Genomic DNA, 14,913 nt, shown 5'->3' with positions numbered 1-14,913 from the left:
TGTCTCGATGGATGTGACGGTGTGACAGGCAGGCGGTTATAAAAGCCAGTCTGCGAATGGTTCAGTAAGGGTTACTTTGCAGCTAACAGCGCGCGAAAAAGGCCATTCATCAATACGGGTTCGTCGCGGCGGATGTTGAAACCTGCTTGTTGAAGCAGTGGCGTTGCCTGGCGGGTGATGTCGGTCGCGATCAATGAGGTAAGCGCATTTAATGCTCGTCGGCTGGGTCCGGCAGGGTGTGTGTCGGGTTGAAATTTATCCATCACACAAAGCTGCCCGCCGCTTCTTAACACGCGGTGTGTTTCGGCTAACCCCCGCTCTGGGTTTGGCATTACGGCTAGAATCAAGTGCATGATAACCACGTCAAAATGTTCATCTGGGTAATCCAGCTGGGTAGCATCCATCACGCGACATACCACGTCTCGTTGGGCATGTTCGGCACGTTCACGCGCCCGTTTCACCATGGCAGGCGTCAGGTCGGTTAAATGAATTTCTAATTCACGGGGCAAGTAGGGTAGGTCTAAGCCGGTGCCAGCGCCCACCAATAAAACACGCATGCCGGGCTCCCAGTCTATTTGTGCTAAGGCTTTCCGGCGTGGTTTGCGAAACGCCCTAGTAGCCACTAAATCGTAGACGGGTGCGTAGACGGTATATCGCAAACGATTCCAAGCCGTGGTGTTGATCATTGGCTACCTCTATAAAACACGTTTACTAAACTGTACTTAGCGTTTGCGAAGGGCTTTCACCAAATTGCTGCTTATAATCATGAGCAAATTGCCCCAAATGCCAAAAGCCCCAGTAGGTGGCAATTTCAGTTACCGTCTGGTGAGGTTCGGCATTGCGCAGGGCGCGGCGCACCCGATTAAGCCGTGTTAAACGTAAAAACTGCAGCGGACTAATTCCTAGGATAGTCGTAAAACTGTACTGCAGCGTACGCCTGCTGACATGGGTGAGTTCGCATAGAGTTTCCATGGTCACTGGGCCTTCTAAATGCTCATCAACATAGCGCTTCACTCGGTCAACTACTGCTTTTCGGTGGGCATAGCTGGGTGGTGGTTCATGGCTTGCTTGGTTGGCTTTTAGTAGCTCTAGCAGGCCCGTTAGCAAAATATCTTGATGCACGTTTTCAGCAATGGCGCCCTGCTGGTGAGAGAGCAGGCGTTCAAGTAAAAACGACACGGCATGGAGTGTTTCAGGCGTCACTCGGCGGCGCGGTGACCCGTGCCATTCATGATCAAGTAGCACACCTTGCCGCTGGGCGGCAGCTTGTAAGATCGGTAGACGTATCACTAATCCATAGATATCAAATACCTCTGGCGTTACCAGCTCAAAATCGCGACCACCAGGGTGGCACATCACGTCATGCTCTTCCAATGACTGCCCGTTGATGCGCGACCCCAGTGCCCGAGTGGGGATGCCCAGCCACAAGGAATCAGCCCACACTCGGCAGTCTTGGCGTAGCGCTTGCCCTGTATGTTCTTTAAATACCTGCATGGCGGGCAGCGAAATTTCATCCAGCCGCCCATAGAAACGGCCAGGACTAAGTTGGTCGTACTGTTGCTGCCAACGGGTCAGGTTTTGGGCATGCTCATCGGCATCAAACGCCTCTTGCATGCACTTCTTTGGTGCGAAGTCTTGGCTCGTCAGGGTCATTTGAAGCTCCTGTGGACGCGATGACAGCGCTATCACGTCACTTAGCTATTCCTAATTTATTGTATTTGTTTTGTTTTTTATCAGTATGGCAGATTTGCCGAAACTCGATACTCCCCGTTAAGTGATAACGCTATTGTAGAAACAAGCAAGTTCTGTTCCTCAACGCGCATGCGGTGCCGTTGTCTTTTAACTATAAAAAAGGAAGGTCCTATGGCGCAGACCTATCACACCACAGTGGGAAGCCGCCGCTACCGCTTTAAAGGTTTGGCAGAATTAATGGCTAAAGCCACGCCGCCACGCTCCGGTGACCGTTTGGCAGGTGTCATTGCAGAATCCGCAGAAGAGCGGGTAGTGGCACAAATGGTGCTGGCAGAGCTGCCGCTTACCACGTTTTTGAATGATGTACTGATTCCCTATGAGAAAGACGAGATTACTCGATTAATCATCGATGAGCACGATGCTGCTGCGTTTGCGCCGCTGAAGCATTTAACCGTGGGTGACTTTCGCAACTGGCTGCTGTCCGACCATGCCACCAGCGATGTTTTAGCTGCGGCTCGCCCTGGCATTACCCCTGAAATGGCCGCCGCTGTTAGCAAGTTGATGCGCAATCAAGATTTGATGCTAGTGGCCAAGAAGTGTCAGGTGACAACCGCATTTCGCAATACTATTGGTTTGCCGGGACGGTTATCCACCCGTTTGCAGCCCAACCATCCTACCGATGACGTGACCGGGATTGCCGCCAGTATTCTGGATGGCCTGTTGTATGGCAGTGGCGACGCGGTCATTGGTATCAATCCTGCTACTGATAATGTCGCCCAAAGCATCAAGTTAATGCGCCTGATGGATGACGTTATCCAGAAATACGAAATTCCCACCCAATCCTGCGTGCTTACCCATGTGACCAATACGCTAGAAGCGATTGAGCAGGGCGCGCCAGTAGATCTTGTCTTTCAATCCATTGGCGGTACCGAAGCCACCAACCGCAGTTTTGGCTTTGATCTGAGTACGCTGGCGGAAGCCGAAGCGGCCGCTCAGACGCTGGATCGCGGTACGGTTGGGCGCAATGTGATGTATTTCGAAACCGGCCAGGGCAGCTCGCTTTCCGCTGACGCCCATCATGGCCTGGACCAGCAAACTTGTGAATCCCGTGCCTATGCCGTGGCGCGTAAGTTCAACCCACTGTTGGTGAATACGGTGGTGGGATTTATCGGTCCTGAGTATTTGTACGATGGCAAAGAGATTACCCGAGCGGGGCTGGAAGACCACTTTTGCGGCAAGTTATTAGGCGTGCCCATGGGCTGCGACGTGTGCTACACCAATCATGCTGAAGCCGATCAAAACGATATGGACAACCTGCTGACGCTATTAGGCGTGGCGGGCTGTAGCTTTGTGATGGGGATCCCCGGTTCTGACGACATAATGCTCAACTATCAAACCACCTCTTTTCACGATGCGCTGTATGCGCGGCGGGTGCTTGGGTTGAAGGCTGCCCCTGAGTTCGAGCAGTGGCTGGCGAAGATGCAAATCTTCCAAGACGTTTCTTCCTATCGGCTAAACGATCAGCTACCAGCCGCTTTCGCTAACAGCCTGCGCCACCTGCCAAAGGAGGCTGCCCGCGATGTCTGATAATGAATCGAAAGAGTCCCCACCTATCGTCATCGCGAACCCATGGGAGCGGCTGAGGGCATTTACCGATGCCCGTATTGGGCTTGGTCGTGCGGGCATCAGCCTGCCTACACATCAGCTGTTGGCGTTTCAGCTGGCTCATGCCCAGGCCCAGGACGCCGTTCACTGCCCCCTTGAGTGCGACGCGTTGGCCAGCGAGTTAACGACAGCGCTTAGCCTGAGCCAGACGCCTATTCATGTACACAGCCACGCGGCAGACCGAGCCATGTATCTGCAACGCCCTGATTATGGCCGTCGTCTTAACGACGACTCGCGAGAGAAACTGCAGCAAGCAGCGGAAAGCGGCCAGCGCTTCGATTTGGCGGTGGTTATTGTCGATGGGCTTTCCGCACTGGCGGTGCAGCAGAATAGCGCGCCGTTTCTTACTGCGCTGTATCGCGCCTTTGAACATGATCAGTGGGAGTGGCAACTCGCGCCGTTAACCATTGTCGAGCAGGGGCGTGTGGCGATTGGCGATGAGGTTGGCGCGCTGCTTAATGCCGATGCTGTGCTGGTGATGATTGGTGAGCGCCCAGGGTTAAGCTCCCCCGATAGCCTCGGGCTGTATATGACCTGGGCACCCGAAGTGGGCTTAAAGGATGACCGCCGTAATTGTATTTCTAACGTTCGCCCAGCAGGTCTGAAACCTGAAGAGGCCGCGCGGCGGTTGCTGTTGCTATTAGTCGAGGCCCGTCAGCGGCAACTGTCTGGTGTTCAACTGAAAGATCGTAGCGAAGATAACGTATTAGAAGGTGCATCGGGTGGCTCACCACAAAACTTCCTGGTGGCCGATTAACGGGGGCTTGCGCGCTAAGCGCAACCCATGAACAACCTGCCAATAACGACATATCAATAACAACACTTATAGAAACGCTCCTAACAACGCTCCTAACAACAATATGGAACCAACCCCCTGACTCAGCACGCCGCTGACAACGATTGCGTTCCACACTAAAAAGGGTAAGACAATGACACAACCTTCTGTCGATCAAGCGTATCTGGCCAAGCGCCAGCTGCGAAAAGGAACCGCTGGCTGGCTATTACTGGCGGGGCTTGGGGTTTCATACGTTATTTCTGGTGACTTTGCTGGCTGGAACTTCGGTATTGCCGAGGCGGGCTGGGGCGGCTTTGCTATTGCCGCTTGTTTAATGGCGCTGATGTACCTTGCGCTGGTGCTGTCTCTGGCGGAGATGTCGGCGGCGATTCCAGCCGCTGGCGGAGGCTACAGCTTTGCCCGTCAAGCGATGGGGCCAACGGGAGGTTACCTAACGGGGCTTGCGGTGTTGATCGAGTATGCCCTTGCGCCAGCCGCTATTGTGATTTTTATAGGCTCGGCAGTTGAAGCGCTGCTGGGCATTAATGGGCCGTTGGTTTACCTGCTGTTCTACGCAGTGTTTATCGGTATTCATTTAGCAGGCGTAGGTGAAGCGCTAAAAGTCATGATGGTGATTAGCGGCCTGGCGGTGTTTGCGATTTTGGCAACGGCAGTGGCGTTGATTGGCAATTTCGACTCAGCGAACCTATTTGATATTGCGCCCACTGATGCTGCTGGCGCGAGTACCTTTATGCCCTATGGCTGGTACGGTATTTGGGCCGCGCTGCCGTTTGGTATGTGGCTATTTTTAGCGGTTGAGGGTGTGCCCCTAGCGGCAGAAGAAGCCAAAGACCCCGCGCGCGATATGCCTAAAGGCATTATTGCTGCAATGCTGTTTTTGCTGTTCACGGCCTTATTAGTCGTGGTGTTACTGGCAGGCGCGGCGGGTGCTGAAATGATTGGTCAAAGCGGTGTGCCGCTGGTGGATGCGCTCAATGCGACGGGCAACCCAACCTTGGCGACATTAGTGAATGTGTTGGGCTTGGCAGGACTAATTGCCTCCTTCTTTTCTATTATTTATGGCTATAGTCGGTTGGTATTCGCACTTTCGCGGGCGGGGTACCTCCCTAAGAAGCTGTCGCTGACCAGCGAGCGTAAAGTGCCTTATCTGGCGTTGATTGTGCCGGGTGTTTTCGGCTTCTTGGCCTCATTAAGCGGCGAAGGCGATCTTATGTTAGCAATGGCGGTCGTCGGCGCAACGATCTCTTACGCGCTGATGGCACTGAGCCATATCCTACTGCGCGTACAGCAACCAGACTTGCCACGGCCTTATAAAACCCCAGGTGGCATCGTGACTTCATCGGTTGCGCTGGTATTGGCAATTGTCGCTCTCACCGGTGTTTATGCTTTCGACCCGCGTGCGTTCAATTACACCATTGTGCTGTTCATTGCCGGTGCGGCGTACTACTTCTTCTATAGCAAAAATCAGCTGGTGGCGAAAACCGCTGAAGAGGAGTTTGCACTGGTGACGGCGTCGCCGGAAGCGTTAGACGATGACGAGTTACTGCCTGCCGCCGCTAAGCTGTAGTTTTTGGTGCTAATCGCCTAGGCTGACTAGGCAGTTGAAGCCTCTGTGCCCTGATGGCCCAGGGGCTTTTTAGTTTAATCAGCAACGAGCAGCGCAACGTTGACTGCTACAGGAGCCAACATGACGTTAACCTTCGGGCCCCGTGTTAACGACCCTAGTGTTAATCAGCGCGGTGAGGAGCAACGCTGGTTCGCAGTAAATGATGGTGTGATGGGGGGCGTGTCTCACAGTACGTTTCGTATCGAGGCGGGGATGGGATGTTTTATCGGTGAGGTATCGCTAGAGAATGGCGGTGGCTTTGCCTCGATACGCCGCCAACCCGACCACTTCGAGCCATCACTCACCAACGGCGAAGGCCTTACACTGCGGGTGAATGGTGACGGTCGCACTTATCAATTGCGCTTGAAAAGTACCGCGTTAGACGAGGCTAGCGCCTACCGAGTGATATTTACGCCTGCCCGAGACCAGTGGGAAACGCTGAAGTTTACTTGGCATATGTTTGAAGCCGTAAGGCGCGGTAAGGTACTTGACGATGCGCCGTCGCTTTCTTCTGATAGCATTTATCAACTGGGCTTCTTGATTGCTGACCGAACAGCTGGACCGTTTCGACTAAACATTGCATCAATTGCACCGCTTTAACGGCCGATTTACTTAAACGCGACAGATGCTTAAACGCGATAGGTGCTCAAATAATAGGGCTAAGGTCGTCTCGAATGTCGTGGGCGGCTAGTGGAGTCTTAGCAGAGAAAATTTCCAATAAGAGCACACCGCCATGAAACACTCCCCAGCGTATCGTTTAGCGGCCACTATTCTGCATGGGTTTGATGGCTACCGTGCTCGCTTTAAGCAGATTACCTTTGATGCCAGCCGCCGCTTTCGAGAGGCGGCGTGGCGGGAGGCTCAGCAAGCCTCAGCGGCACGGATCAATCTTTATGAAGAGAAAGTTGGCGATACGCTAGCGCGTTTGCAGCGTACCTTTGCCCATGAAGCGCTCACGCATTGCGAGACATGGCGTGAAGCGCGTGAGCACTATGCACAGCTGATTAGCCAGCGGTTGGATTACGAATTGGCAGAGACGTTTTTTAACTCGCTGTTCTGCTCGATATTCAACCATCGCCATATTCGCAATGACTGGATGTTTGTTTACAGCTCTCGAGAAGACGCTGCGCATCACTCGGGAATTGAGCTGTGTCGACAGCATTACGTTAATGGGGATTGGCCCCAGGCGCTTGCCTGGGCGCTTGAAGAGGCACCGTTTGATAACGCCTTTGCTGATCTGGAACGCGATATCGAGCTAGGGGCTGATTTGTTGGAAAACCAGCTTCCCGCTGCCATTTTGCAGGCAGATGACGCTCGATTAGAACTGTTGAAAAGCGTTTTTTACCGCAATAAAGGGGCGTACTTGGTAGGTCGTATTCTGGGGGGCGGCGAGCAAGTGCCGTTGGTGTTACCCATTCTGCATGGTGAAGGGTTTGGCGAACAGCAGGGCGGCGACCCCTGCCTGCATTTGGATACCGTGCTAACAGAGACCGATGAAGTCTCGATTATTTTCTCGTTTACCCGAGCCTACTTTCAGGTAGATGTACCGGTCCCGGGAGAGTTCGTTCATTACTTAAAACAGTTGATGCCCCATAAGCCTGAGGGGGAACTGTATGCTGCCATCGGCTTTTTTAAGCATGGCAAAACTGAATTTTTCCGTGCGCTAAACCAGCAGGTGGCTAAGCGTGAGGATCAGTTTGTGATTGCGCCTGGGGTGCGTGGCATGGTGATGGCGGTGTTTGTGCTGCCCAGTTTTCGCACCGTGTTTAAAATCATTAAAGATAAGTTTGATCCTGCCAAGGATGTTACCCATGCCATGGTGCGCGAAAAATACCGATTGGTGAAACGCCACGACCGCGTTGGGCGTATGGCCGACACCCAGGAGTTCTCAAATTTTACCGCGCGGCAAGATCACTTTTCCCCAGAGTGTCTAGAGCACTTGCTTGAAGTGGCACCCTCTACGGTGTCGTTGAAAGATGACAAGGTGATTATCAAGCACTGTTATACCGAGCGCATGATGACGCCGCTGAACATCTACCTTGAACAGTGCAGCGCAGATGAGCGTGTGATGGTGCTCAAAGACTACGGTAACGCCATTAAACAGATGGCTGCGGCCAATATTTTTCCTGGCGATATGCTGTTAAAAAACTTTGGTGTTACCCGCCATGGCCGAGTGATTTTTTACGATTATGACGAGGTGTGCTATCTCACGGAGTGCCGCTTTCGACACATTCCCAAATCGTATGGCAATGACTTCCAGGGTGGCGGTGGCGAAAGCTTTTCTATCGGTCCCAACGATATCTTCCCCGAGGAGTTCGGTCCCTTTATGTTTGCCAACCCGGAGCTGCGCAGTATTTTTATGGGACAGCATCCAGAATTATTTGACCCCGAGTATTGGTTGGAGTTACAGCAGGCGATTGTCGATGGTCGGGTGATCGATGTTTATCCGTATCGTAATAAGCAGCGCTTCGCGGGGACCATAGGGCAGCTGGTATATTAAGTAACCTCTGATTAACTATTGCGCTTGGCCATACTGCGTTAAAAATCGCCTCGTGCGCGAGTCCGATCAAAATGCTCATTTACAACCCGTAAACTCCGCTTTTTCGTTGATTTTTGCCTTGTCTGGCCTGCGCTCATTACATTAATAAGAGGCTCCTTGTGAAACAGTAAGCAGTGATTTAGTCGAGGAAAACATGACAGCACCACCGCACTTAGTGGTTTTTACCGGTTCAGGGATTAGCGCCGAAAGCGGTATTAAAACGTTCCGTGCCAGTGATGGTCTCTGGGAAGACCACCCAGTCGAGGAGGTGGCCACGCCCGGGGGCTGGCGCCGAGACCCACAGCGCGTACTGGAGTTTTATAACCTGCGTCGGGAGCAAATTCGTAAGGCTAAGCCCAATGCTGCCCATAAAGCCCTGGCGGCGCTTGAAAAAGATGGCTTTCGAGTCAGTGTTGTCACGCAAAATATTGATGATTTGCATGAGCGTGCAGGGTCGCGAGATGTGCTGCATCTTCATGGCGAGATTTTGAAGGCGCGCTCTACAGTGGATGTGCGGCTGCGCTATCCGCTGCCGAAAGGTGGCATTGCGCTGGGCGATATTTGTGACAAAGGCAGCCAGCTGCGCCCAGACGTGGTGTGGTTCGGTGAGTCGGTGCCGCTGTTTGAAGACGCCTGTGAACTTGTTAGCCAGGCGGATTTCTTGCTGGTGGTAGGCACGTCCCTAGCGGTAATGCCCGCGGCGTCGCTGCTGTCGTATATTGACTTGGATACCCCGTGTGCGCTGGTCGACCCCGACGCGGATGCCTTAACACCGCCTGGCGTTCTAGCGATTAATACCACCGCAGGAGAGGGCGTTCCAGCGTTGGTAAACCAGTGGCGCAAACAGGGCAATTTGATGCTGCCTTGAACTGTCTATCGCTTCAAAAACCATGCTTTCATTACGTCGGTAATCTGAGTGATGTCGGCGTCGGTAGCGATATAAGCGGGCATGGTGTAAAGCCAGCGGCCGATTGGGCGCAGCCATACACCACGCTCGCGGGCGAACTGCCCGACACCTTTCAGCGCCTCGGCGGAGTGCGCTTCAATCACCGCGGTGGCACCCAGTACTCGCACATCGGCCACGTCTGGGTGGGCGTTCAGCACGGAGTCGTCAATTAACGCTCGGCTAAGCTGTTGGCTGAGAGCCGCAATCTTGTCCAGGTAGTGCTCCTCTTCAAACACGCGCAGGCTTTCCAGCGCGACGCGGCAGGCCAGCGGATTGCCCATAAATGTCGGGCCGTGCATAAAGGCATGGTGGGCGCTGTCGCCAACAAACGCATCGTGAACACGGTCGCTGGCCAGGGTCGCTGCATGGCCGAGGTAGCCGCCGGTTAATCCTTTTGAGAGCACCATAATATCCGGTGTTACGTCAGCGTGATTGGCGGCAAACAGCTTGCCAGTGCGGCCAAAGCCGGTGGCTACTTCATCAAAAATCAGCAACACGCCAAACTCATCGCATAACGCCCGCGCACCGCGCAGGTAGTCCGGCGAGGTCATGTTTAGCCCGCCTGCCGCCTGGAGTAACGGTTCCATCAGCAGGGCAGCAACCTCATGATGGTGGCTCGCCAAGACGTCGCGAAGCGCCGCTAAATCGTCGGCTACCTGTTCCGGTGTGGCGTTAAACGGTGCGGTGGGCGCGGGGGCGAAGTGGTGCTGGGGCAGCAGGCTGGCGAATAGACTGTGCATGCCTTCTTCAGGGTCGCATACCGCCATACAGCCGGTGGTATCGCCATGGTAGGCCTTCATTAACGAAAGCATCTTGCATTTTTCGGGGTGGCCGATGAGCACTTGGTACTGCAGGGCCATTTTCATTGCCACTTCCATCCCAACTGAACCACTGTCGGAGTAGAACACGTGATTAAGCCCGTCAGGGGTGATGCGCACTAGCTCCTGAGCAAGCTGGTCGGCGGGATCATGGGTGAGGCCGCCGAGCATGACATGGCATAGCTCGCCTGCCTGTTCACGAATGGCCGCGACTAAACGTGGATGTCCATAGCCATGAATCATGCACCACCAGGAGCAGGTAGCGTCGAGCAGTTGCTCGCCGCTTTCCAGGGTGAAATGGCTACCGCTGCCGCCGACCACTTTGGGTGCTGGCGCTTGGGTTTTGAGGTGGGCATAAGGGTGCCAAACGGGAGAACTCATAGAGCGGCTTCCTGATTCAAAACTGAGGTGTTGAGCAGCGCGGTTAGTGAAAGCGCGTGGCGCGCATGGACGGCATCAGCGGTGGCTAAATGAGGAATAATGCCTAGACATGGCGCGTTAAGGGTGTTTTTAAGCAGGGTGATGTTGGCGTCAAAGCGCGCTGTGTCAGAGGCGAACTCAGGATCCACTACACTGCCGACCCAACCCGCAAGGGTTAGGCCATCGGCAGCGATGACCTCCGCGGTAAGCCGCGCATGATTAAGGCAGCCAAGTTTTAGTCCCACGACCAGAATGACTGGCAGCTGCATCATCCGGGGTATATCGGAAAAGTCGTCATGCTCATTGAGTGGCACACGCCAGCCTCCAGCGCCTTCAATGAGCGTTAGATCGCGCGGCGTGTCGTTTAGAGTGGCGTTAAGCGAGTCAACCACGCGGTTGACATTAAGAGAGTGCCCCGCCTCGCTGGCGGCCAGATGCGGCGCAATAGCTGGCGCAAATGCCCAAGGGTTAACGGTGGTGTAATCGACCGGCGGAGCGCTTTGTGCCTGTAGCGCCAACGCATCGCTATTGCGCAGCCCATCCGTCGTGATGTGGCTGCCAGAGGCAATCGGCTTAAGCCCCAGCGTGCTGAGCTGCTGATCTTTGGCAGCGCACAGCAGTGCGCTGGTGGCCAGGGTCTTACCCGCATCGGTATCGGTGCCGGTCACGAAATAGACGGTCATGGTGATTTTTCCAGGTGCAGGGTGATGCAGTGGTAACTAACGGGGAGTCCTTGGGGTTCACGTAGTGCTTCAAACCGCTCGCGGGCGGCGGCCAGCTCTCGACGGGTAAGGCGCGCCTTGGGCCGCGCCACCTGGGCGCCTACCCCCTTGATTGAGGCCATGACCGCATTTAGGTCGGGGTAGTAAAACCGCCGCCATTCGGTGATGTGATCAACCAGCGTTAGGCCGCTTAGGGCAACAGCGCGTTCAAGTGCTAGGGCATTCGGCGTTTGCAGTAACGCCTCCGGGCGCTGCCAAGCCGTGGCGACTTCTGCCAGCGTGCCAGGTAAGAGCGTCGTGAGATGCACTTGGCCGCCAGGGGTCAGTGCTCGTTGAAGCTCGCGCATAACAGTATCGATATCGCGGCACCACTGGATGGCGAGGTTGGAAAAGACCAGATCAAATGTGCTGCGCTCAAAAGGCAGCGCAGCGGCATCGCCTTGCTGCCAACGAATATGATTGCCATAGCGCGCCTGGGCATGGGTGAGCATGCCCGGGGCAATATCCAGCCCAGTGACGTGAGCTTGGGGAAACTGAGTGGCTAGTCGTTGTGTCCAGACGCCAGTACCACAGCCAAGATCGAGTATGTTGTCGGCACTAGGCGGAAGCGATGACCATAGCGTTTCCCCTATCTGGCGCTGAGCGCTGGCCAGAGCATCGTAGCGTGGAGCCGCCCGAGAAAAGGCGTGGGCGACTTTTGCCTGCCAGTTTGGTGCGGGCATTGTCGTTAGGTGCATACGTGCTCCTTGGTGACCAGTGCGGCCTGGGAAGCGATGGTCGCGACCAGCTGAGCTGGCTGGGAAAGCATCGGGCAGTGCCCCGCGTGGGCAAGGTTGATGGCCTGAGCGCGGATACCGGAAGCCACTAACAGGTCGTGCTCGCCAACTAATCGGATGACCGGACAGGGCGCTTCTTGCAAACGCTGGGTGTTATCCAGGCTGGCAAGCCAGTGAAGCCCTTGGGACAGCGTGCTGAGCGTGGCGCTTGGGGTGTCACCCAGCATGGCGCGTAGCTGTTGGTGGGCGTGGCGAGCGTTAGGTTCGCCCTGGGTTTGCCAGCGTAAGAAATGCCGCCAGGTGGCATCGGGGTCGCGGCTAAAGGCGCGCTGAAAGCTGGCAAGCTCGGCTTTGCTGACTCCGTCATCGCTACAAAATTGCTCGCCCGTGCCAATCAGCACAAGGCCGAGTGGCGCAGGCAGCTTATCGAGCAGCGCGCTGGCTAACAGCCCGCCCAGCGACCAGCCGACCCACACAGCGTTACTGGGTAGTTGGTCGGCCATGGCGCTGGCAAGAGTATCAAGGGTGGCAGGTTCAGCCAGGGCAGGGGTATCGCCATAGCCTGGCCAGTCCACTGTGTGTACCTTGCTATGGGCGGGCCAGTGGTGTTCCAACGGCTGCCAGATGCGCTGATCGACTCCCCAGCCCGATAGCAGCACCAGATGTAGAGGGGCGGCGTCTAGGCAGGACATCGTGCCTCCTCGCGCTGACAGGCGCTCAGACCTTCGACAAGCCGATCAATATCGCTGGGGGTATGGCGGGCGCTCAGCGTAATACGCAGGCGAGCGGCACCATTGGGTACCGTGGGTGGGCGAATCGCCCCTACTTGGATGCCTCGCTGGGAGAGCTTAGCCGCCCAAGCCATGGTGCGTGGCTCGTCTCCTAGCAACAGCGGTTGAATAGGCGTATGGGAATCGGCAAGGGGCAGCCCTAGTGCCTGGGCTTGCTGGCGGAAGTAGCTGATATGGCGCTGGAGCCGCTGGCGATGTTCAGGCTCGCGCTGCACGATGGTCAGCGCTTCCAGAGTCGCCGCTGCAATGCTGGGGGGCTGGGCCGTTGTATAGATATAGCTGCGAGCAAACTGGGTGAGGTGGTCAATCAACGCAGCGTCACCGGCCACAAACGCGCCAGCGGTGCCCAATGCCTTGCCCAGTGTGCCGACCAAAATAGGCACCGCTTGGCTGTCGAAACCTTCCACACAGCCGCTGCCGTTATCGCCTAAGACACCCAGACCGTGAGCGTCATCAATCATTAGCCAGGCGTTGTGCTGCTGGCTGACGTGGGCAAGGGTGGCAATATCGGCAACGTCGCCATCCATACTGAACACACCGTCGCTGACCACCAGCTTATGGGTGGCGGAGCTGCGCGCTAATAAGCGTTCAAGATCAGCACTGTTGCGGTGATGAAAACGCCGCGAGCGAGCGCCGCTTAACACTGCGCCATCTAACAGCGAGGCATGATTCAAACGGTCTTGAAAAATGGCAGTGTGCGGGGCGGCGAGCGCCTGCAACACGCCAAGGTTAGCCATATAGCCGGTGGAAAACAGCAGTGCACGCTGCCGTCCGGTCCACTCGGCCAGGGCGTCTTCCAGTGCGTCGTGAACCTCCAAATGGCCGCTGACCAAGTGCGACGCGCCCGCGCCTGCGCCAAAGCGGCGCGCACCCTCTGCCTGGGCAGCTTGTACACGTGGATCGCAGGCCAGCCCAAGATAGTCATTACCGGCAAAGTCCAGCGTGCTGTGGGTGTTCACCCGTCGGTGCCGCCAGCGCTGTCCATCGACACGCTGCTGACGGGCGCTGGCTAGTCGCTGCTGCCACGCGTCAGACACTAGCATCTACCGCCAGTGCTGCTGCCCGCTCTGCCTGGGCGCGTTGCTGAGCTTGTTGGGTGAGTCGCTCGGTGTGAGTGGCTTCATCTTCGCAGGTATCACGGCGCTCTGGGTGCAGGCCTAATTTTGCAAATAGCGCGCGGTCGCGATCTGCCTGGGGATTGCCGGTGGTGAGTAGTTTGTCGCCGTAGAAGATCGAGTTGGCTCCAGCCAAAAATGCCAGTGCTTGAGTCGATTCGCTCATCTGCTCGCGGCCAGCGGAAAGCCGCACATGGCTTTGCGGCATCATAATACGCGCCACCGCAATGGCGCAGATAAACTCAAGCGGGTCTAGGTCTTCGACGTTCTCTAGCGGTGTACCCGGTACTTTAACCAGCATATTGATGGGGACGGATTCTGGGTGCGGTGACAGCTTCGCCAGCTGCTGTAACAGCGCACTGCGGTCTTGTGCGCCTTCACCCATGCCTAAAATGCCGCCGGAGCATACTTTCATGCCCGCTTCACGCACGGTGGCCAGGGTGTCCAGGCGGTCGCTGTAGGTGCGGGTGGTGATAATTTCACCATAAAAGTCGGGGGAGGTGTCCAGGTTATGGTTGTAGTAATCCAGCCCAGCAGCCGCCAAACGGTTGGCTTGATCACCGTCGACCATACCTAGTGTCATGCAGGTTTCCAGCCCCAGGGCTTTGACTTGACGAACCATCTCTTCGACCAGCAGTAAATCTTTGTCCCGCGGGCTGCGCCATGCCGCGCCCATACAGAAACGGCTAGCGCCGGCTTCTTTAGCGGCCTTGGCCTGGGCAACGACTTTTTCGATTTCCAGCAGCTTCTCTTTTTCGAGCTGGGTATTGTAGTGACCGGACTGCGGGCAATATTTGCAGTCTTCTGGGCAAGCCCCCGTTTTAATCGACAGCAGGGTAGAAACCTGCACCGCGTTAGCATCAAAGTGGGCGCGATGCACTTGCTGAGCTTTAAATAACAGGTCGTTGAAGGGCAGCGCAAACAGCCCATTAATTTCGTCCAGCGTCCAGTCGTGGCGCGGGGCGGCGGCATTGAAAGCGGTGGCGGTCACGGGTAAACCTTTTTTCTTTTGAAAGTTGACGAGACT

At 55.7% G+C, this 14,913-nt stretch carries 14 protein-coding genes; 6 read left to right on the top strand and 8 right to left on the bottom strand.

The features are described 5' to 3' along the window. Positions 1-71: 71 nt before the first annotated feature. Together HZS79_RS09650 and HZS79_RS09645 are read right to left on the bottom strand one after the other, a co-directional pair. A complete protein-coding gene (locus HZS79_RS09650; protein WP_179927729.1) occupies positions 72-686 on the bottom strand; it encodes a class I SAM-dependent methyltransferase in 615 nt (204 codons plus the stop codon). Between the two features lie 25 nt (positions 687-711). Then, positions 712-1,653: a helix-turn-helix domain-containing protein gene (locus tag HZS79_RS09645; RefSeq protein WP_179927728.1), complete on the bottom strand. Its 942-nt coding sequence runs from the start codon at positions 1,651-1,653 to the stop codon at positions 712-714. A gap of 210 nt (positions 1,654-1,863) precedes the next feature. On the opposite strand from HZS79_RS09645, the gene HZS79_RS09640 reads away from it, so the two are divergent. From HZS79_RS09640 to HZS79_RS09615, 6 genes are all read left to right on the top strand, one after another. Further along, entirely contained in the window at positions 1,864-3,279 is a 1,416-nt protein-coding gene (locus HZS79_RS09640) for an ethanolamine ammonia-lyase subunit EutB (RefSeq protein WP_162219708.1), read from the top strand. Continuing rightward, positions 3,272-4,114, top strand: a complete 843-nt coding sequence (gene eutC / locus HZS79_RS09635) for an ethanolamine ammonia-lyase subunit EutC (protein WP_179927727.1) — start codon at positions 3,272-3,274, stop codon at positions 4,112-4,114. Before HZS79_RS09640 ends, eutC begins: the two co-directional genes overlap by 8 nt. A gap of 172 nt (positions 4,115-4,286) precedes the next feature. Further along, the gene (eat, locus tag HZS79_RS09630; RefSeq protein ID WP_162219706.1) at positions 4,287-5,720 is read left to right on the top strand and encodes an ethanolamine permease; all 1,434 of its coding nucleotides are present in this window, start codon (positions 4,287-4,289) and stop codon (positions 5,718-5,720) included. 120 nt (positions 5,721-5,840) lie between these two features. Next, complete coding sequence (locus tag HZS79_RS09625) at positions 5,841-6,359, top strand: CIA30 family protein (RefSeq protein ID WP_179927726.1); 519 nt, start codon at positions 5,841-5,843, stop codon at positions 6,357-6,359. A gap of 133 nt (positions 6,360-6,492) precedes the next feature. Then, positions 6,493-8,259, top strand: coding sequence for a bifunctional isocitrate dehydrogenase kinase/phosphatase (gene aceK, locus HZS79_RS09620; RefSeq protein ID WP_162219704.1), 1,767 nt, complete (start codon positions 6,493-6,495; stop codon positions 8,257-8,259). Positions 8,260-8,452: 193 nt separating this feature from the next. Beyond that, positions 8,453-9,166 carry an SIR2 family NAD-dependent protein deacylase gene (locus HZS79_RS09615; RefSeq protein ID WP_179927725.1) on the top strand — a complete coding sequence of 238 codons (714 nt, stop codon included), beginning with the start codon at positions 8,453-8,455 and terminating at the stop codon, positions 9,164-9,166. 5 nt (positions 9,167-9,171) lie between these two features. On the opposite strand, the gene bioA is transcribed toward HZS79_RS09615, so the two are convergent. Genes bioA through bioB form a run of 6 tightly spaced genes read right to left on the bottom strand, consistent with a single transcriptional unit; the run spans position 9,172 to position 14,877 of the window. After that, positions 9,172-10,443, bottom strand: a complete 1,272-nt coding sequence (gene bioA, locus HZS79_RS09610) for an adenosylmethionine--8-amino-7-oxononanoate transaminase (RefSeq protein WP_179927724.1) — start codon at positions 10,441-10,443, stop codon at positions 9,172-9,174. Further along, the gene (gene bioD, locus HZS79_RS09605) at positions 10,440-11,165 is read right to left on the bottom strand and encodes a dethiobiotin synthase (RefSeq protein WP_179927723.1); all 726 of its coding nucleotides are present in this window, start codon (positions 11,163-11,165) and stop codon (positions 10,440-10,442) included. Before bioD ends, bioA begins: the two co-directional genes overlap by 4 nt. Beyond that, positions 11,162-11,941 (bottom strand): malonyl-ACP O-methyltransferase BioC, encoded by a 780-nt coding sequence (gene bioC / locus HZS79_RS09600; protein ID WP_179927722.1) that lies wholly within the window; start codon positions 11,939-11,941, stop codon positions 11,162-11,164. Before bioC ends, bioD begins: the two co-directional genes overlap by 4 nt. Continuing rightward, the gene (locus HZS79_RS09595; RefSeq protein WP_179927721.1) at positions 11,932-12,672 is read right to left on the bottom strand and encodes an alpha/beta fold hydrolase; all 741 of its coding nucleotides are present in this window, start codon (positions 12,670-12,672) and stop codon (positions 11,932-11,934) included. The genes bioC and HZS79_RS09595 overlap by 10 nt, the downstream gene beginning before the upstream one ends. Next, positions 12,660-13,814: an 8-amino-7-oxononanoate synthase gene (bioF, locus tag HZS79_RS09590; RefSeq protein WP_179927720.1), complete on the bottom strand. Its 1,155-nt coding sequence runs from the start codon at positions 13,812-13,814 to the stop codon at positions 12,660-12,662. The genes HZS79_RS09595 and bioF overlap by 13 nt, the downstream gene beginning before the upstream one ends. Next, entirely contained in the window at positions 13,801-14,877 is a 1,077-nt protein-coding gene (gene bioB, locus HZS79_RS09585) for a biotin synthase BioB (RefSeq protein ID WP_179927719.1), read from the bottom strand. The genes bioF and bioB overlap by 14 nt, the downstream gene beginning before the upstream one ends. Positions 14,878-14,913 lie beyond the last annotated feature (36 nt).

This window comes from Vreelandella zhaodongensis (assembly GCF_013415115.1).
In the GTDB taxonomy this organism is placed as follows: Bacteria; Pseudomonadota; Gammaproteobacteria; order Pseudomonadales; family Halomonadaceae; genus Vreelandella; species Vreelandella zhaodongensis.
The sequence above is the reverse complement of the archived record's forward strand: the minus strand, read 5'-3'. Positions and strand labels throughout refer to the sequence as shown.